This window comes from Brachybacterium sp. SW0106-09, assembly GCF_001293905.1.
Lineage (GTDB): Bacteria > Actinomycetota > Actinomycetes > Actinomycetales > Dermabacteraceae > Brachybacterium > Brachybacterium conglomeratum.
This window is the reverse complement of the sequence record NZ_BCAK01000016.1, coordinates 56,796-74,064: the sequence shown is the minus strand read 5'-3', so window position 1 is coordinate 74,064 and position 17,269 is coordinate 56,796. Positions and strand designations below refer to the sequence as shown.

General features: G+C 74.1%; 17 protein-coding genes. 10 read left to right on the top strand and 7 right to left on the bottom strand.

The genetic code is table 11. The features are described from left to right. Positions 1-6: 6 nt before the first annotated feature. Positions 7-1,008, top strand: a complete 1,002-nt coding sequence (locus Y09_RS17510; RefSeq protein WP_053917344.1) for a hypothetical protein — start codon at positions 7-9, stop codon at positions 1,006-1,008. An 18-nt stretch (positions 1,009-1,026) separates the two neighbouring features. Here Y09_RS17510 and Y09_RS08600 read toward each other — a convergent pair whose 3' ends face one another. After that, complete coding sequence (locus Y09_RS08600; RefSeq protein ID WP_053917343.1) at positions 1,027-1,494, bottom strand: DUF3817 domain-containing protein; 468 nt, start codon at positions 1,492-1,494, stop codon at positions 1,027-1,029. 103 nt (positions 1,495-1,597) lie between these two features. Here Y09_RS08600 and Y09_RS08595 point away from each other — a divergent pair, with 103 nt between their 5' ends. Further along, the gene (locus Y09_RS08595; RefSeq protein ID WP_053917342.1) at positions 1,598-2,251 is read left to right on the top strand and encodes a GPP34 family phosphoprotein; all 654 of its coding nucleotides are present in this window, start codon (positions 1,598-1,600) and stop codon (positions 2,249-2,251) included. Here the strand turns inward: Y09_RS08595 and hrpB are convergent. Both hrpB and Y09_RS08585 read right to left on the bottom strand, forming a co-directional pair. Continuing rightward, positions 2,238-4,736 (bottom strand): ATP-dependent helicase HrpB, encoded by a 2,499-nt coding sequence (hrpB, locus tag Y09_RS08590; RefSeq protein ID WP_053917341.1) that lies wholly within the window; start codon positions 4,734-4,736, stop codon positions 2,238-2,240. The two genes, Y09_RS08595 and hrpB, sit on opposite strands and share 14 nt — an antisense overlap. A 32-nt stretch (positions 4,737-4,768) precedes the next feature. Next, positions 4,769-5,314, bottom strand: coding sequence for a hypothetical protein (locus Y09_RS08585; protein WP_234695675.1), 546 nt, complete (start codon positions 5,312-5,314; stop codon positions 4,769-4,771). A 106-nt stretch (positions 5,315-5,420) separates the two neighbouring features. Between Y09_RS08585 and Y09_RS08580 the strand changes: the two genes are divergently transcribed. Beyond that, the gene (locus tag Y09_RS08580; protein ID WP_053917339.1) at positions 5,421-6,185 is read left to right on the top strand and encodes a hypothetical protein; all 765 of its coding nucleotides are present in this window, start codon (positions 5,421-5,423) and stop codon (positions 6,183-6,185) included. 203 nt (positions 6,186-6,388) lie between these two features. On the opposite strand, the gene Y09_RS08575 is transcribed toward Y09_RS08580, so the two are convergent. After that, positions 6,389-7,129, bottom strand: a complete 741-nt coding sequence (locus Y09_RS08575; RefSeq protein WP_053917338.1) for a MerR family transcriptional regulator — start codon at positions 7,127-7,129, stop codon at positions 6,389-6,391. Between the two features lie 83 nt (positions 7,130-7,212). Here Y09_RS08575 and Y09_RS08570 point away from each other — a divergent pair, with 83 nt between their 5' ends. Further along, positions 7,213-7,713 carry a DUF2306 domain-containing protein gene (locus tag Y09_RS08570; protein WP_053917337.1) on the top strand — a complete coding sequence of 167 codons (501 nt, stop codon included), beginning with the start codon at positions 7,213-7,215 and terminating at the stop codon, positions 7,711-7,713. On the opposite strand, the gene Y09_RS08565 is transcribed toward Y09_RS08570, so the two are convergent. Continuing rightward, entirely contained in the window at positions 7,656-8,366 is a 711-nt protein-coding gene (locus tag Y09_RS08565) for a DUF4352 domain-containing protein (RefSeq protein ID WP_053917336.1), read from the bottom strand. The two genes, Y09_RS08570 and Y09_RS08565, sit on opposite strands and share 58 nt — an antisense overlap. A gap of 235 nt (positions 8,367-8,601) precedes the next feature. On the opposite strand from Y09_RS08565, the gene Y09_RS08560 reads away from it, so the two are divergent. After that, positions 8,602-10,401 carry a BCCT family transporter gene (locus tag Y09_RS08560; protein WP_053917335.1) on the top strand — a complete coding sequence of 600 codons (1,800 nt, stop codon included), beginning with the start codon at positions 8,602-8,604 and terminating at the stop codon, positions 10,399-10,401. A 21-nt stretch (positions 10,402-10,422) separates the two neighbouring features. Here the strand turns inward: Y09_RS08560 and Y09_RS08555 are convergent, their stop codons facing one another. Both Y09_RS08555 and Y09_RS08550 read right to left on the bottom strand, forming a co-directional pair. Continuing rightward, complete coding sequence (locus Y09_RS08555) at positions 10,423-11,412, bottom strand: bile acid:sodium symporter family protein (RefSeq protein ID WP_053917334.1); 990 nt, start codon at positions 11,410-11,412, stop codon at positions 10,423-10,425. 66 nt (positions 11,413-11,478) lie between these two features. Beyond that, positions 11,479-12,975 (bottom strand): hypothetical protein, encoded by a 1,497-nt coding sequence (locus Y09_RS08550; RefSeq protein WP_053917333.1) that lies wholly within the window; start codon positions 12,973-12,975, stop codon positions 11,479-11,481. Between the two features lie 163 nt (positions 12,976-13,138). On the opposite strand from Y09_RS08550, the gene Y09_RS16840 reads away from it, so the two are divergent. The 5 genes from Y09_RS16840 (at position 13,139) to Y09_RS08530 (ending at position 17,237) form a co-directional block, all read left to right on the top strand. Next, positions 13,139-13,294, top strand: coding sequence for a hypothetical protein (locus Y09_RS16840; RefSeq protein WP_200716779.1), 156 nt, complete (start codon positions 13,139-13,141; stop codon positions 13,292-13,294). 12 nt (positions 13,295-13,306) lie between these two features. Then, complete coding sequence (locus Y09_RS08545; protein ID WP_224765295.1) at positions 13,307-14,083, top strand: hypothetical protein; 777 nt, start codon at positions 13,307-13,309, stop codon at positions 14,081-14,083. Between the two features lie 145 nt (positions 14,084-14,228). Beyond that, a complete protein-coding gene (locus tag Y09_RS08540; protein WP_053917332.1) occupies positions 14,229-15,458 on the top strand; it encodes a DNA/RNA non-specific endonuclease in 1,230 nt (409 codons plus the stop codon). 29 nt (positions 15,459-15,487) lie between these two features. Then, the gene (locus Y09_RS08535) at positions 15,488-15,997 is read left to right on the top strand and encodes a hypothetical protein (RefSeq protein ID WP_053917331.1); all 510 of its coding nucleotides are present in this window, start codon (positions 15,488-15,490) and stop codon (positions 15,995-15,997) included. 148 nt (positions 15,998-16,145) lie between these two features. After that, positions 16,146-17,237: a hypothetical protein gene (locus Y09_RS08530; RefSeq protein WP_053917330.1), complete on the top strand. Its 1,092-nt coding sequence runs from the start codon at positions 16,146-16,148 to the stop codon at positions 17,235-17,237. Positions 17,238-17,269 lie beyond the last annotated feature (32 nt).

Sequence of the window (17,269 nt, the reverse complement as noted above, 5' to 3'; positions counted from 1 at the left end):
ATTCGCATGCATCTCGACGACCACGCGGCGACCTGGCGCGACCAGCTCATCGAGCTGTCCCTGCCCGGGGTCGGGGCGGTGACGGCACGGGTGGACACGGGGCCGACGGACACCGCGCCCGCCGACGCGCCGGCCGAGGGATTCCGGCGCCGGGAGCCGACGGTGCCGCCGGCGCGGGAGACGGTGCGCCGCACGCTCGCCGCGCGTCCGCCGCTCATGCTCGAGCACGCCTGGCTCGTCGTACCGGCGCTCGGACCCGTGCTGCCGGTGGAGGAGGGCGTGGGGCTGGTCGGCGACCTGTCCGGCCTGCGGCCGCCCGTGGAGGTGCGGGGAGAGAGCGCCCTGCCGGCCCGTCCCAGTCGCGAGGGTGCGGAGGTGGTGGCGCCGATCGGTGAGAGGCGTCGGCGTCCGCTGTCCCCGCGGCACGGCTGGTACCGCGTCCCGGCCGTCGCGGCGGCGCTGCGGGCGAGGGGCGGGATCGTGGGGCGCGGAGCGCTCGTCGGCCCTCGCCGGGAGTGGTTCGAGCCGGCCGTCGCGACGCGCGAGGACCTGCTGGGCGCCCATCCCGACCAGGCGCTCGAGAGCGCGCTGGCGGCCGCGCGGGAGCTCGGACAGGTGGCGGTGCTGCGGATCGGGCCGGACGGGCTCGACGTCCACCCCACCGGCGCGGACCCGCGGGTCCCCGTGCTGGAGGAGCTCCCGCTGCAGGTCACGGACCGGCCCGCGCAGTGCCCTCTGCAGGGCGAGGACGCCTGCGGGCCCTGCCGGCCCGTCGGCGGCCCCTGGATCCGCGCCTCGCAGGAGGCGCAGCTCGACTGGGAGGCGCGGCGTGCGCAGGCCGTCGGAATGCTGGGCTGCGGGGTGTGCTTCGGGGAGGCGCTGCCGCCGGAGCCGGATCAGCCGCAGGTGCCGCGCCTGGCGGAGGCGACGCCCGTCACGCACCTGGACCGGCTGCACCTGCGCGGCGGCGGGAGCGTGCAGATCGACCCGCTGATCAGGCCGCGCTGACCCCGTTCGCCGCGCCGATCAGGCGAACCACTCCGTGGGCGGGCCCAGCTGCAGCAGCACCGAGAACACCACCGCGACCACGACGATCGCGATCAGGCCCGCGAGCAGCGGACGGCGCAGCGCGAGGGCGACCACCTTCTCCGGGAACGAGCGCGGGGCGTCCTCGCGCAGCCGCCAGGAGTCCCCGAGCATGCCCTTCCGGTGCGCCCAGCTCTCGAAGGGGACGGTGAGATAGGGGACCAGCGCGGAGCCCAGCCCCATCGCCAGGCGCCCGAGGCTCCAGCGCTGATCGACCGCGACCAGCACCGTCACCACCACGTAGGACAGGAACACGAAGCCGTGCAGGCTCCCGCCGATCCGCACCCCCACCTCGGTGACCTGCAGCGCGTACTTCAGCAGCATGCCGAGCAGCAGCAGGGTCCAGGTGACCATCTCGGCCAGGGCCAGCAGACGGTACAGGCGGGACGGGGTCCGGATCAGACGCATGGTCCTCATGGTGCCAGAGGCCCGCTGGATCCCACCCGGGAGCAGGGGCGGGGTGCGACGATCGTCGGATCCGGTGCGGCGGCGCGCCTGGAAGGGTGGGGCCATGACGACGCACACGATCCCCGGAGAGCTGTTCCTGCTGCTGACCGACGACGCCGGTCGGCAGGACTCGACCTCGTACCGCACCCAGGCCCTCGCAGCCGCCGCGATCGCCGAGCTCGCCCTGCGCGAGCGGATCGCGCTGACCGAGGAGCGCACTCCGAAGGTGCAGGTGCTCTCCACCGAGCCCACCGACCTGCCCGTCCTCGACCAGGCCCTGGGCGCGCTCGCCGAGCTCGAGGGGAAGTCGCTGAAGTCCGCGATCGGCCACCGCACGATGAACCTCACCGAGGTGATCGGCGAGGGCTACGCCGCCGTCGGCGCCGTGCAGCGCAAGGACGGCTGGTTCACCACCACCTGGCCCACCCACGACGACGAGCTCGAGACCGCGCTGCGCGCCCGTCTCGCCGCCGCCGTCGAGGACCCCTCCCGCGCCTCCCTGCAGGACGGGCTGCTGCTGGAGATCCTGCGCGCCCTCGGGATCGCGCACCGGATCCTCAAGGACGACCTGCCCGGCCTCTCCCGTCGTGAGCTCGATCAGCGGATCGAGGCCCTCGAGATCGACAGCCCCGCCGCGACGGCCGTGAAGCGGGTCGTGGACGACATGACCGCGGCGCTCGCCGCGGCCACCGTGGTCACGACGGTCAGCTCGACCTGAGCCGCGCCGTGGTCCGCGCGGTGGCCGGCGCCGTCCACGGATCCTCCGGCCAGGGGTGCTTCGGATAGCGGCCCCGCATCTCCTTGCGCACCTCCCGGTACGGCCCGTCCCAGAAGGAGCGCAGGTCGTCCGTGACGGCGAGCGGCCGACGGGCCGGGGAGAGCAGGTGGAAGAGCACCGGCACCCTGCCCCGCACCAGTCGCGGCGTCTCGGCGAGGCCGAACAGCTCCTGCAGCTTCACCGCGACGACTGGTCGGCCGTCCTCCTCGTCCGGCGCGGGATAGTCGATCCGGGCGGTGGATCCCGAGGGGACGGGGAGCCGTTCGGGGGCGAGGGCGTCGAGCTCGGACGCCTCCGGCCAGGGCAGCAGGGTGCGCAGCGCCGAGACCAGGTCGATGCCGTCCAGGCGGGTCCTCACGTGCGGGGCGAGCCAGGTCTCGAGGGTGGCCAGGAGTGCGTCCTCGTCCATCGCCGGCCATGGGTCACCGAGCTCGCGGTGGATCAGGGCGAGCCGGTGGCGGAGGCTGCGGGCGGTGTCGGACCAGGTCAGGGCGTCGAGGCCGCGCTCACGGACCGCAGCGAGGACGGCCGGGGCGGTGTCGTCGGCGGTCGCGGCGACCGGGGTGGAGGACAGCTCGATCGCGCCGAGTGCACGCCGGCGGCGGGCACGGACGGTGCCGTTCTCGAGCCTCGCCGTGCGCTCCTCGACGAGCAGACCGGCGCCGAGGTCGAGGGCCTCGTCCTCCGTGAGCGGGGCGGCGGCACGGATCACCGCGCCCGTACCGTCGGCGGCCCGCCCCTCCGCGCGCTGCACCTCCCAGACCGCGAGCCACTGCGCGCCGAGCAGGCCGCTGCCCTCGGGCAGGGCCGCCCGCGTGCCGGAGGCGAGGAGATAGGATCGCGAGCCGCCGCCCACCCGGCGGGCGATCCGCTCCGGGCGGGCGAGGGCGAGGACCGCGCCGGGGGAGGCGCTCCCGCCCGAGGAGCCGGCGAGGCGCGTCAGGCGGTCGCGCTCTCGGCGCCAGCGCTCGGCGCCGGGGGCTCGGCCGGCGCGGAGATCGGCGAGGAGGCGGGGGAGATCGGCGCCCGTGGGGCGGTGGTCGTCGGAGACCACGGCGACGACCTCGGCGGCCGACGGCCCGCCCGCGAGCAGGGCCCGCGCCTCGCGCACCCCGACCGGGAGCTTCGCGGTGCGGCGACCGGCCGGGGTGGGGCGGCCCTCCTCGTCGACCAGGCCCAGCGCCCGCAGCGTCTCCTCGGCGGCGCGGATCTCCGCGGCCGGCGGCGGGGTCAGCAGCGGCAGGCCCTGCCCGCGCGGCGTCCCCCAGCAGGCGAGCCAGAGCGCCGCATCGGTGAGGTCCGCGGCGGTGATCTCCGGCGGGGACTGGGCCGGCATCCCCGCGAGCTCCGCCTCGGAGAACACCCGCACCGCCCGGCCCGGGCCCTGACGGGCGGCACGGCCGGCGCGCTGCTCGATCGCGGCCCGCGAGGCGCTGACCGTGACCAGGCCCGACATGTCCCGCCCGCGATCCCGCCGCACCTCGCGGGACAGCCCCGCATCGACCACCAGATGCACCCCGGGCACCGTGAGGGACGACTCCGCGAGCGCCGTGGAGACCACGATCCGGGGCGGCTCCCCGGCGCGGCGTCCGCCGGTCGCGCGGTCCTGCTGGGCGGCGGGCAGCCGGCCGTGGAGGGGGAGGACCTCGACCCCGTCGACGAGTCCCTGCAGGCGCGCGACCGTCTGGTCGACCTCGCGCGCGCCGGGCACGAAGACCAGCGCGTCGCAGCCCTCCTCCCGCTGCGCGCGGGCCGCGGTGCGGGCGAGATGGTCGAGGAACTCGCGGGTGACGCCGCGGGCGTCCAGGCGCGGGGACGGGGAGGGGGCGTGCTCGGTGCGCAGAGGGTGCAGGGCGCTCGGCACCTCCACGATCGCCGCGCCGTCCAGCACCTCCGCGACCGCCCGCGCATCGAGCGTCGCCGACATCGCCCCGACCAGCAGGTCCTCCCGCAGCTGCCGCGTCTCGGCGAGCATCCCCAGCAGCAGGTCCGTCTCCAGGGAGCGCTCGTGGACCTCGTCGAGCACCACCGCCGAGACGCCCGGCAGCTCCGGATCGGCCAGCAGGCGCCGCAGCAGCACGCCCGGGGTGAGCATCTCGACGGCCGTGCCCTTCCCGACCGTCCGCTCGCCCCGCACCGTGAAGCCGACGGGGCCGCCGAGCGGGCTGCCGTCGAGGGAGGCGAGACGGCGGGCGGCCGCGCGCACCGCCACCCGGCGCGGCTGGGTGACCAGCGTCAGTCCGCCGACGAGGTTCGCGACCAGCGGCGGCACCAGTGTCGTCTTGCCCGTACCGGGCGGGGCGGTGACCACCATCGCGCCCGTCCGCGCCGCGGCCCCGAGCTCCTCCCGCGCCGCCGCGACGGGCAGCCCCGCCCCGACGACGTCCAGGTCGAAGCGGTACGGGGCAGGGGAGCGGTCCGTCATGCCCCCATCATCCCTGGCGCGGAGGTCGCGCCTCAGTCGATGAGGTCGAACTCGACCTGCTCGGTGTCGGCGCACACGCTCGTCACCGAGAGGGTCCACAGGTCCACGGCGACGGTCTCGCCCAGGGTGATCGGTCCGATCTCCCGGGCGGGGCTGTCGCCGACCTGCGCCATGAGCTGTGCGCTGTCGCCCTCGATGCTCTCGAGGGAGACGGTGAGGGGCTCCCCGCCGCGCTCGGGCAGGCCGGGGTTCGCCTCCCCTCCCAGCTCCGCGTAGAAGGCGCCCTCGCCCGTGCAGGGCTCCGGCGGGACGAAGCCCTCCGGAGCGGGCGTGACCTCGTAGGACTCCTGCGGCACGACGCCCGCGGTCTTCCCGCCCTCGCCGGAGGCACCCCCGGCGGAGCCGTCCCCGTCCGAGGCGGCGGGCTCCTCGGCGGTCGTGCCCTGGGCGGCGGGGGAGGAGCTCTGCTCCTCGGGGGAGCCGCTGCACCCGGCGGCGAGGAGCACGGCGGCCAGCACGGCGGCGAGGCGTGCGGAGCGGGAACGGCGGGCGACGGTGACGGCCACGGGGATCCTCACGGCAGGACGGGACGAGACGGGCGACACGCTAGCGGACCGGTGCCCTCGTGGCACCATCGGGGGAGCCAGGCCGGTGGGCGATGACGAGCATGCGGAGGAGGGACCGATGACGAGCAGGCCCGAGCGACCCGTCCCGAGCCCGAAGGCGCTTGCCGGACGCAAGGACCCCGCCCGCTCCGTGCGGCCCGTGGACTGGACCGCCGTGCCGGGGCGCCGACCCGAGCCGGCCGCGCGGCCCGAGCCGGCTGACTTGCCCTCCGCCCCGCTGCCGCGCCGACGGGCCCGGACGGTCCAGCTGCCCCGGGCCGCGTCGGCCGCTCCGAGTGATGCCGTGCACACGCTCGACGCGGACGATCCCCGACCCCTGCCCCGGCCCCTGCGGATCCGCGACGAGGACATCCGCGCCGTCGGCGTGACCAGGGCCGACGGCGAGCGGATCGTGCAGGCCGTCGCCGACCCCGAGGACGCCTGGAGCGCCGACGCCGGGACCAGCGACCACTTCCTCCGCGGCGATCTCGTCGTGCAGGTGCGCCGCGCGGACAACGCCGTGATCGGCCTGTTCTCCGCCCGCTACGCGCTCAGCGTGCGCCCTGACGAGTACGAGCCCGCCCTCGACATCGCCGAGGACGCCGCCGGCCCCTCCACCCGCGGCGGGCAGGGCACGCGCCACCCCACCTCGCGCCGCGAGCTGCTGGGCCGCATGCAGCAGGCGGGGTTCGTCATCACCCCCGGGGCGACGCACGGCCGCGTCACGCATCCCGACCATCCCGGGCTCGTGCTGCCCTTCGCCTCGACCCCCTCGGACCGCCGCTTCACCCGGCACGCCGTCGCGCAGATCCGACGCGTCTTCGGCATCGACCTGCGGCGCTGAGAGCGCCCCCGGCGAGGGCGACGCCGGAGCGGTAGGCCCCCGGACAGGAAAGTGCCCCGGCTCGTCCCCACGAGCCGGGGCCATCCCTTTCCCCCGCGTCCCGGATCAGCGGATCCCGCCTCCTCCTCAGTCAGCGGGTCCTCCGGTGACGCGTTGAGAACAGTGAACACGCGCTGCCGGAAAAAGCACTGTGCCGAGGCTGTTCATTCCCTGGTAATCGGGGGTCCGGGCGGCCCGGGGTCCTCGCTGACCTGCATCGCATCGAGGATCGAGAAGCTCGCGTGCCCCAGCAGACGCAGCAGTCGGACCAGTCGGTCGAAGGCGATCGCGCCCGCCACCGCGCGCATCACCGCCACATCCTGCGAGACGGACGGCCCGGCCCCCGCCGGCCCTGCCTCGACAGGCCCTGCCCCGGTGCTCATCCAGTCCACGTCCGAACGGGCGATCTGCGCCATCGGCTCCGCATAGCGCAGCAGCATCCCGAGATCCGTCGGCGCCTCCCACTCCTCCAGGGAGCGCAGCAGCCGGTCCAGCGCACGGCGCGGGGCGGAGTCGACGTCCGGCCAGCCGAGGTGGGCGAGCAGCGGGGCGATCGAGGGATGCTCGCCTCCCGCCGCCTTCGCCCCGTCCGCCCCGCCCGCTGCGCTCTCCTCGTCGGTCGGATCCTCGAGGCCCAGGGCGAGGGTCTGCGACTCGGCGAGCACCTCGATCAGCGGGACGTCGGGATCGTCGAGCAGGGCCGTCACCCGTGCGATCCGCGCGATCGGGGCGCCGGCGACCTCGCGCAGCACCTGGATCAGCTCGAGGCGCTCGACATGGGCGCGGCCGTAGTCCTGCCGGGTCGTCGTGATCCTCTCGCCCGGCGGCAGCAGCCCCTCGCGCCGGTAGTACTTGATCGAGGCGGCGGAGACCCCCGTCGCCTCCGCGAGCTCGTGCATGAGCATGACCCGTCCTCCCCTCGGATAGTGCGCCGACCAGCGACTATCTTGATGGCGCCGGTGTGGATAGCGGCACTATCGTCTCGTGCATGGACGCTCTCACGCCAGTGATCACCCTCCACGCCGTCTCCGCCCTCGTCGTCCTGCTGCTCGGGCCCTTCCAGATCCTCCGTCGGCGCCGCGACCGCGCCCACCGGATCCTCGGCGGCGTGTGGGCGGCGGCGATGGTGGTCACGTGCGTCTCGAGCTTCTGGATCCGCGACGGAGGGTTCAGCTGGCTGCACGGGCTGTCCATCTGGACCCTCGTCTGCCTCGTCGCGGCGATCGTCGGCATCCGCAGCGGGAGCGTCGAGATGCACCGCGGCTTCATGGTCGGCTCCTATCTCGGAACCCTCATCGCCTTCGCCTTCGCTGCGCTGGTGCCCGTGCGGCTCATCCCGCAGCTGCTGCGCAGCGAGCCGCTGATCGTGGCGGTGACGGTGCTCGCCGTCGCCGCGGCGCTCACGGTGCTGGTGGTGACGGTGGTGCGCTCTCAGCCGCCGACGGGGACGCGGAACTCGCTGCCGCCGGTGCCGACCTCGTCGGTGTAGCTGATCTCCGCGAGCACCGTGTCCTCGGGGACGTCGGCGTACAGCTGCGCCTCCGCCTCCTCGCCGGCCGGGATCTCCGGGCCGGTGGTCGTGAAGGCGCCGTAGCGGATGTCGATCTCCGCGCCGGAGTCGTCGTAGAGGCGGAAGCGGTCGGTGTCGAGCCCGATGGACGTCGAGCTGCTGTTCTCGATCGTCACCGCCACGCCGATGAACTTGTCGTTCTCCGGTGTCTTCGTCTCACCGCCCAGCTCGAGGGTGGTCCCCTCCTCGGGCTTCGAGACCGTCAGCGTGAAGATCTCGTCGCTCGGCGAGGTGGCATCGGCCGACGGGCCCTCGGTGGGCTTGTCCACCGGCTGGTCGGTCTCGATCTCGGTGGGCGCCTCCGAGGTGGGCGAGCTCGGGTCGTCGGTCGGATCGTCGGAGGGGTCCTCGCTCGGGGGAGGGTCCACGATCGAACTCGGGGGCGACGTCGGCTCCTCGCCGCCGTCCTGGCCGAGGAGATAGAAGCCGAGGCCGGCGCCGCCGAGGACGAGGAGCAGCACGAGCACGCAGCCGCAGGCCAGCGCGATGTACAGCGGGGTCCGGCTCTTCGCCGGCGGGAGCGGGGGCGCTCCGGTCGGAGGGGTCGGCGGCATGCCGTACGGGGTGCTCATGAAGGTCCTCCACCTCTCCGGGGAGCGTCGTGGACCACGCTATCCCGGGGTCGGGCAGGGCGCGATGGGGAGGACTCCCCGTCGGACCTGAGGCCGAGGATCCCGCGGGAGCGCGCCCCCCGAGGGCCGAGGCTCCGACATACTGGTGAGCGTCCGACGACCAGCCCACCCTGCGGCGGCACGACCGACGAGCGAGATCCGAGCGACGGTGCCGTCCGACGAGGAGACGAGCACAGTGCTGACGAGACTCCACGACGCGCTGCGACTGCGCACTTCCCCCGCGATCTTCTTCGGCTCGGCGGCGATCATCTTCGCCTTCGTGATCGCCACGATCGCCTTCACCGAGCCGATGGGGGCGGCGACCGACAGCGCCTCGCAATGGCTGATGACCAACCTCGGATGGTTCTACATCCTGGGCGTCACCGTGTTCCTGGCGTTCCTGATCTTCATCGCGGCCGGTCGCTTCGGCCGCGTCAAGCTCGGCCCCGACGATGAGCCGCCCGAGCACTCCGGCACGGCCTGGTTCGCGATGCTCTTCGCCGCCGGGATCGGCTCGATCCTGATGTTCTGGGGCGTCGCCGAGCCGATCAGCCACTTCGGCGACCCGCCGCGCGCCACCGAGCTCGGCCTCGAGGCCGGCACCTGGGCCGCCGCCCGGGACGCCATGAACTTCACGTACTACCACTTCACGCTGCACACCTGGGCGATCTTCACCCTGCCCGCCCTGTGCTTCGCCTACTTCATCCACAAGCGGAACCTGCCCCCGCGCGTGAGCTCGGTCTTCCAGCCGCTGCTCGGCGAGGGCATTCACGGGCCGATCGGCAAGATCATCGACATCATCGCGATCATCGGCACCGTCTTCGGCGTCGCGGTCTCGGTGGGCCTGGGCACCCTGCAGATCAACGGCGGCCTCAACCAGCTGTTCGGGGTCCCGGAGAACGCGGTCTGGAACCTCGTCATCATCGGCGTGGTCAGCGGGCTGGCGCTGATCTCCGTGTCCCTCGGCCTGGAGAAGGGGATCAAGGTCCTCTCCAACCTCAACATCGTCATGGCCGTGCTGCTGCTGCTGTTCGTGCTGGTCGCCGGCGGCTCGACCCTGTTCATCCTGAAGGGGACCCTGGAGTCCTTCGGCAACTATCTCGTCGCCCTGCCTGAGCTGGCGCTGTGGAACGACACCCAGGCCGACTCCGGCTGGCAGAACACCTGGACCGTCTTCTACTGGGCCTGGACCATCACCTGGTCGCCCTTCGTGGGCATCTTCATCGCCCGCATCTCCAGGGGCCGCACCATCCGCCAGTTCGTCTCCGGCGTGCTCGCGGTGCCGGCCGGTTTCTCCGTGATCTGGTTCGGGATCTTCGGCTACGCGAGCTTCGACATCGAGCTGCGCGGCGAGGGCGGGCTCGTGGACCGCGTCGTGGGCGACGGGGACATCCCCGGCGCGCTGTTCGCGTTCCTGGACAACTACCCGGCCGCGTTCTTCGTCTCGGTGATCGCGATCATCGTGGTGGTGATCTTCTTCGTCACCTCCGTGGACTCCGCGGCCCTGGTCACCGACTCGATGGCCAACGGCCACGAGGACTACAACCCGCTCGGCCAGCGCATCTTCTGGGGCGTCGCGATCGGGCTGATCACCGCGACGCTGCTGGTGTTCTCCGGCGAGGACGGGCTGACCGCACTGCAGTCCACGATCATCCTGGTCGGCCTGCCGTTCTTCGTCATGGGCTGGTTCCAGATGTACGCCCTGCTGCGCGCGCTGCGGGAGGACGCGGGCGAGCTGCCGCAGATCCGCACCCGCGAATGGGCGCAGGTGCTGCCGCCGGAGGAGTACGAGCGGCGCGAGGAGGACGACGAGTTCGACACCGACGACTACGTCGTCGAGCCGACGTACACCTCCGAGGTGCCGGTCATGAGCGACATCTACGAGGACGTCGAGGAGGTCGAGCTCGACACGGCGCCCGATGCCGGGACGCTGCCGGCCCGCACCGGCAGCGCACGGGCGACGCTGCCGAAGGACCTGCGGGACGAGTCGCGCTGAGACGCTCGACCCGCCCGTGGATCAGGCCGGGTCGACCTGGTGGCGATCGGCGCTGCGGCGGTAGTACATCGCCAGCACCGCGCCGGAGAGGTTGTGCCAGATCGAGAAGATCGCGGCCGGCAGCGCGGCGGCCGGGCTGAACGATGCGGCGGCGAGCGTCGCGGCGAGGCCCGAGTTCTGCATCCCGACCTCGACGGAGGTGGTGCGCGCGGCGCGCTCGCCCTGGCGCAGCAGGCGGGCGGCCCAGTAGCCCAGCAGGTAGCCGAGCCCGTTGTGCAGCACCACGGCCAGCAGCACGATCGCGCCGGCGGAGACGATCGCCTCGGTCGAGCCGGAGACCACGGAGACCACGACCAGCGAGATGCCGGCGACGGAGACCCACGGCAGGGCCGGCAGGACCCGGTCCACGAGCTTCCCGGCGATCAGACGGATCACGAGGCCGCCGACCACGGGGATCAGCACCATCTGCACGATCGACAGCGCCATCGAGCCCGCGTCCACGGGGAGGTACGAGCCGGCGAGCCACAGGGTCAGCAGCGGGGTGAACAGCGGGGCGAGCAGCGTCGAGATCGAGGTCATGGTCACCGACAGGGCGGTGTCCGCCTTGGCGAGATAGCAGATCACGTTCGAGCTGGTGCCGCCGGGGGCGCAGCCGACGAGGATCACGCCGACGGCCAGCTCGGGCGGCAGCTGCAGCAGCAGCGAGACCCCGAGCCCGATCAGCGGCATGATCACGTACTGGGCGACCACGCCGATGAGCACCGGCAGCGGGCGGCGCACGACCAGCCTGAAGTCCGGGAGGGTGAGTGTCAGCCCCATCGCGAACATGATGATGCCCAGGTAGATGCTCGTGAACGGCGCGAGGGCCTGGCCGACGGGCGGGGCGAAGAAGCCGATCGCCGCGGCGACGAGGATCAGGGCGGGGAAGATCGTCACCGCGATGCGCGCGGAGCGGTCCTCCGACGCGCGCGCGGTGCTCGCGGGCGCGGGGGACGGGGTCTGGGTGCTCATGGGAGCACTGTACTGCCCTGTGAGACGGGCGTCCGAGATGTGGACGCCTGGTGGTCGTCCCGGCCGTCAGCCCCGCTGTCGGGCCGGGACCTGCCAGGCGTGCACCGGCTCGCCCGAGTCGACGGCGGCGCGATAGCGGCGGGTCATCTCCGCGAGCGCCTGCTCGCGGGTGCCGCCGCGCAGCTCGAGCGAGGTGACGGTGTCGATCTGCCAGCGGGCGCCGTTGCGGCCCGTGCGGGCGCGCTCGGTGAGGATCTCCTGGTAGCGGGCGATCACCTGCGCGTCGGCGCCGAGCTCGCGCAGCCCCTGCATCGCCTGCGGGATCAGGTGCTCCTGGAGCAGGTCCGCGACCCGCACCCGGCCCACCTTCGGCCAGCGCACCCGTGCCTCCAGGCCCCAGCGCGCGCACTGCTGGAAGGACTCGTCGGCCTGCTCGAAGCTCATCCGCGACCACAGCGGCCGGCGCTCGTGCACCAGCGAGCGAACGATGCCGTAGAAGAACGCGGCGTTCGCGGCCATGTCCGCGGCGGTCGGGCCGGCCGGCAGCAGACGGTTCTCCAGTCGCAGGTGGGGCACGTCCGTGCCGGGATCGTAGATCGGCCGGTTCCAGCGCCACACCGTGCCGTTGTGGAGCATCAGCTCGTGCAGGCGGGGGGAGTGGCCCTCGGTCAGCAGCGGCTCCTCCGCCATCTCCCGCGACTCGGGGATCAGCGCCGGGAACAGCCGCACGTTCTCCTCGAAGAGGTCGAACATCGAGGTGATCCAGCGCTCCCCGAACCACACCCGCGGCCGCACCCCCTGCGCCGCGTACTCGGGCGGGCGTGTGTCCAGGGCCTGCACGAAGGTGGGGATGCGGGTCTCGTGCCACAGCCGCCTGCCCAGCAGGAACGGGGAGTTCGCGGCGAGCGCGACCTGCGGTCCGGCGATCGCCTGCGCCGCGTTCCAGGCGGCCGCGAACTGCTCCGGCGGCACCTGCAGGTGCAGCTGCATCGAGGTGCACGCGCTCTCCGGCGCGATCGAGTCGAAGGTGGTGTCCACACCCCGGCCCTCGCCCTCGATCCGCAGGGTGATCTCCTCGCCGCGGGCCTCCATCACGCTGGACTCCAGCGCCTCGTAGCGGGCACCCGGGGCGCGCCACGCCTCGTCGGCGAAGAGATCCTCGGAGATCGTGGGCAGATGGCCGACGGGCACCACGCGCGCCCCGCGGGCCTGCGCCGCCGCGTCGGCCCGGTCGACGGCGGCGCCGAGCGCCGTCTCCAGCTCGCGCAGCCCGGTCCCCTCCGGATGGGTCACCGGGAGGTTCGCCTCGAGGTTGAACCGTCCGATCTCGTGGACGTACTGCTCGTCGTCGAGGTCCTCCAGCAGGGTGTCCGCGATCAGCGCCGGGGCCATCGAGTCGCGGTCGGCGAGGTTCATCTCCAGCTCGACGCCCACCGTCCCCTCGTCCACGAACTCGGCCGTGTCCAGGAAGGTCTCGAAGAGGTCGAGATTCCGGCGCAGCTCCCGCCGATAGCGGGTGCGCTGGGAACGGGTGTACTCGGTGCTGCCGATCTCGCGTCCCATGGGGTGACCTCCGGTCCTGACGGGTGTGCCCGCTCATCCAAGCACGCGCGGGCGCGGTGCGGCAGGGCCCATCCGCCCCGCGGGAGATGGCGCACATCCGGGGACGGGCTTACCGTGGTGGACAGCGGGTCCCTCGCTGTGGGACGAGGAGCAACGGGCCGCGGTGGTCCACTACCTCGACGAGGGCGTGGTCGAGGGCGTGCTGTTGTGGAACACCTGGGACTCGGTGCCCGCCGCGCGGGAGCTGATCGCCCAGTCCCAGGCCGGTGACCTGTACATCGACGCGCTCGAGAGCAGGATCCGGCCCGGCGGCGCGTGACAGACTGGGCGGGTGAGCACGCCGATGAACACCTCCCTGCCCTGGCCCGACGGCGCCGAGGTGCTGCCGATCGCCCCGCTGCGCCCGGTCCTGGACCGCCTGGCCTCCCTCGTCACCGTCCACGAGCAGGACGTCGCCATGGTGCCCGGCCTCGCCGTCACCGAGGAGGAGGTCGCCGCCGATCCGCCGCCCGCCCTCGAGCAGCTCGTCGACGAGCTCGGCGGGATCACCCTGCGCGACCTGCCTGTGCTGACCCTGCTGGTCGAGAACCGCACCGACGTCGGCCCGTACACGCTGCTGGGCGAGGCGACCAGCTACTACCCCCTCTACGAGACCCCGGACACCGCCGTGGTGCTGACCCTCGACGAGAACGGGACCCCCGGTGCGGTCTACGGCATCGGCGAGGACCTCGCCCTGCAGCTCGCCGCCCCGGACCTGCCCACCTACCTGGGCCTCTTCACCGATGCGCTCGAGGCGACCCTTGCCGAGCTCTCCTCCCGCGGCCCCGCGGAGGACGACACGGAGACCGCGCGCACCGACGCCGCCGAGCAGCTCATGGACGCCCACCTCTTCGCCGCGATCCTCGGCATGGTCGAGGACGTGCCCGAGGCGGAGCTCGTCGCCCCCGCCGCGGGGGAGGCGGACGATGCGCTCGCGCTCGCCGACCTGCGCGGCGCCGCGCTCGGCACCCGCGTGGACCCGATGGAGGTCGAGACCGACGGGGACCCGCTCGAGATGCACCTGGGCTGGCGCGAGCACGGCCTCGTGCTCGCCGTCCACGGCGGCTGAGCCGGGCGCGCGATGACGCCCAGGTGACCGCAGGGCGAACATCTCGCCTCGCCGCGCACGATGGGGAGAACTCCCCATTCCCGCCCCCGACCCCCGTCCCTAGCGTGAGGGCGACCAGGGGAGCGGCGGGGGAGCGGGGAACGACATGGCGGGATTCCTGGGGGCCGACACCGAGGCGCTGCGCGCCCTCGGCCGCGCCGTCGGCGGCGGTGCGGGGCGGCTCGAACAGCTGACCGCGCAGCTCGACGGGATCGTCGGCGGCGCGCGCTGGCAGGGCCCGGACGCCGACGCCTTCCGCGCCGACTGGGCCGGTCACGTGCGCACCGGGCTGCACGCCCGCATCGGCGCGCTGCGCGGCGAGGCGGCGGAGCTCGCCGGGCAGGCCGAGGAGCAGGACGGGGCGTCGGGCGGCCCGGGTGGCCCGGGCGTCCCGGGCGGCGCAGGGGCGGCTCCGCCGCCGGGCCTGGCCGGGGGCCTCTCCGAGGGACCGCTGCCGGGGGCCGAGGGCGGGATCCGGCTGATGGCGGCGCATGCGCCGCTCGGCGCCGCCGACGCCTCCGCCGCCGTCGGGGAGAGCCCGCTCGCCTTCCCGGAGACGGGCATGGAGCTCGCCCCGCCCGAGACCGCGCACCGCATCGAGGTCGACGCGGACCACGCCCTCGCCCCCGACGGCGCGGACGAGCCCTTCGGCCTCGACGAGGACGGCACGCCGATCACGCTCGAGCCCGACACCCGCTACGACGTCGGCGAGCACGGCACCTACTACACCGACGACGAGGGACGGATCGAGTACGTCGAGGCCGAGGGCGGCGGCGAGACGATGAACCCGAACCTGCGCGAGACCCTGCCGGAGGCGACCTATCACGTCAACGAGCAGGCCTACTACCGCACCGACGAGCTGGGCCGCACCGAGCACCTGTACGTGCCCGACGTCGTCGTCGACCGCGAGATGGCCCGCTCCCAGGCGATCCAGTCCACGATCGCCGAGCGCTGGGACATGAGCGGGGACGGCACCTCCGAGCCGGTCGAGTTCAACGCCGGGCACGTCCTGGCCCGGCAGCTCGGCGGGATCCGCGAGGAGATCAACTACACCCGCCAGTGGGACGAGGTGAACCAGGCCCGCAGCGGCCAGGACACCATCTACACCTACGAGAGCCTGATGGCCGACGGGATCTCCGACGAGGACCGCTCCTACTCCTACGAGACCCGCATCCGGTGGGGCGAGGAGCAGCCGGCCGACGTCGGCCCCGAGCACGACAGCGCGCCCTGGGAGTACGTCCCCTCCGGCTACGACGTGCGCCTCCACGAGGACGGCGAGCAGATCGTCGAGGACCACCTGCCCAACTACCCTGAGGGCGCGACCTTCCCCCGCTGAGCGGGGACGTCGACGCGAGAAGGAGCACCATGAGCCAGCCGCCCACCCCGCAGGACCCGGCAGCGCAGCGCCCGTCGGCGCCCTCGCCGATGGAGCGCCAGGGCGCCCTGACCCGGGATCTCGCGACCGCGCTGCTGAGCTCGCTCGACCTCACCGAGCAGTGGCGGCACGTGGGCGCGGCCTTCCTCCCGCACGGCGAGGAGTGGGCCGGGCGCTTCGTCATCACCGACCGCGACGGGACCTCCCGCGGAGGGGACAGCGTCTTCGCCGTCGACTCGCAGATCACCCTGCTGCTGGACGCGCTCCAGCACTGCACCGCCGAGCAGCGCCAGGCCTTCGTGTCCCTGCGCCTGGACGCCACACGACCGCCCGAGGACCCCGACCGGATCGCGCTCGGCGTCGACCTCGTCTACGACCGGGACCCGGGCGACCTCGACGGGCTCGGCGGCATCGACGCGGACTACGCCCGCGCGCTCGTGGGGCGGGTGGGCGCGGACCGGGTCCCGGACTGGGTGCGGGAGCTCGCCGCCGGCGAGTGAGCCCGGGCGGCGACCCCGCTGGTCGCGGCCGGGATGGGGAGTCCTCCCCATGGCGGTGGGAGCCCCGGGCCGCATAGGTTCGGGGGCGTGCCCGGGGAGGCACGAGGCGGGGACTGCGACACGGGGACGGCGAGGGGAACGGGGAGGCATGAACGGATTCTGGGGGGCGGACGCCGAGGCCCTGCGGACGATGGGCGCGGTCTGCGCCCGGCGCGCGGAGCTGCTCGACGAGCTCGAGGGGCGGCTCTCCGCGGTGATCGACACCGTCGAGTGGGTGGGGGAGGACGCCGAGCGGTTCCGCGCCGACTGGTCCGGGAGCGTGCGCCCCGGTCTCCAGGACCGCGGCCTCGAGCTGCGCCAGCAGGCGCGACGCCTCGCCCAGCACGCCGAGGAGCAGGAGGCCGCCTCGAGCCCCGACAGCTTCGGCGGCCCCTGGTCGAGCCCCGGCGAGTTCCTCGCGGACATGGCGCGGATGGCGCAGGGGATGCTGCGGGACCTGCTCGGCGGCGGGAGCGGGCCCGCGGGCCGCTTCGCCGACTTGCTGCGCGAGGCGCTCGCCACCCCCGAGGGGCGGGCCGCGCTGCTCGGCGCCTTCCTCGGGAGCCTGCTCGGCGGGCTGCTCGCCGATCTCGTCCTGCGCGGACTCGCCCTCGGCATGCTCCTCGAGGAGCTGCTGGCCGGGCTCGGCGCCGGCGGCGGGCTCGGGAACCTGATCGGGGAGGAGGGGCGTCTGGGTGAGGGGTCCGGCGGCGGGGAGGCCGGCGGGGGTGCTGGTGCCGAGTCCGGCTCCGAGAGCGCCGGCGACTCCGGCGCGGGCTCCGAGAGCACTGGTGGTTCCGGCGGGGCCTCGAGCGGTGCGGGGGAGTCCGCGTCCGGTGGGGCCGAAGGTGAGTCCGGCGGCGGTGCCGGCGGCGGGTCGTCGTCGGGCGGCGGGTCCGGCGGTGGCGGCGCCGAGGGGGCCGGCGGTGCGGAGGCCTCGGGCGGCGGTGCCGGCGAGAGCGCCGGTGAGAGCGTCGCGGCCGGTGGTGCGTTGGGCCTGCAGGGCCTCGCGGACGGCCCGGCGCAGACCGCTGGAGCGCTGCCCGCGGGTCGGCTCGACGCCCCCGGCGCCGAGGAGCCCGGCACCCTGTTCGAGCGTCTCGTGGCGATGATCGGGGAGATTCTCGGCGGTGCCACCGGCGGCGACGCCCCGAGCCCGCGCGGCGCCTCGGCGATCGGCGACGGGATCGGCTGGGGCTGAGCCGTCGGCGCGGCAGGTCTACCCTGGTGAGA

Excerpts from the sequence above, each read along its gene's own strand:
- Y09_RS08550 (WP_053917333.1), bottom strand. The coding sequence starts at position 12,975 with ATGGGACGCGAGATCGGCAGCACCGAGTACACCCGTTCCCAGCGCACC.
- Y09_RS17510 (WP_053917344.1), top strand. The coding sequence starts at position 7 with ATGCATCTCGACGACCACGCGGCGACCTGGCGCGACCAGCTCATCGAG.
- Y09_RS08540 (WP_053917332.1), top strand. The coding sequence starts at position 14,229 with ATGGCGGGATTCCTGGGGGCCGACACCGAGGCGCTGCGCGCCCTCGGC.
- Y09_RS08530 (WP_053917330.1), top strand. The coding sequence starts at position 16,146 with ATGAACGGATTCTGGGGGGCGGACGCCGAGGCCCTGCGGACGATGGGC.
- hrpB (WP_053917341.1), bottom strand. The coding sequence starts at position 4,736 with ATGACGGACCGCTCCCCTGCCCCGTACCGCTTCGACCTGGACGTCGTC.
- Y09_RS08580 (WP_053917339.1), top strand. The coding sequence starts at position 5,421 with ATGACGAGCAGGCCCGAGCGACCCGTCCCGAGCCCGAAGGCGCTTGCC.
- Y09_RS08575 (WP_053917338.1), bottom strand. The coding sequence starts at position 7,129 with ATGCTCATGCACGAGCTCGCGGAGGCGACGGGGGTCTCCGCCGCCTCG.
- Y09_RS08565 (WP_053917336.1), bottom strand. The coding sequence starts at position 8,366 with ATGAGCACCCCGTACGGCATGCCGCCGACCCCTCCGACCGGAGCGCCC.
- Y09_RS08570 (WP_053917337.1), top strand. The coding sequence starts at position 7,213 with ATGGACGCTCTCACGCCAGTGATCACCCTCCACGCCGTCTCCGCCCTC.
- Y09_RS08535 (WP_053917331.1), top strand. The coding sequence starts at position 15,488 with ATGAGCCAGCCGCCCACCCCGCAGGACCCGGCAGCGCAGCGCCCGTCG.
- Y09_RS08595 (WP_053917342.1), top strand. The coding sequence starts at position 1,598 with ATGACGACGCACACGATCCCCGGAGAGCTGTTCCTGCTGCTGACCGAC.
- Y09_RS08555 (WP_053917334.1), bottom strand. The coding sequence starts at position 11,412 with ATGAGCACCCAGACCCCGTCCCCCGCGCCCGCGAGCACCGCGCGCGCG.
- Y09_RS08600 (WP_053917343.1), bottom strand. The coding sequence starts at position 1,494 with ATGCGTCTGATCCGGACCCCGTCCCGCCTGTACCGTCTGCTGGCCCTG.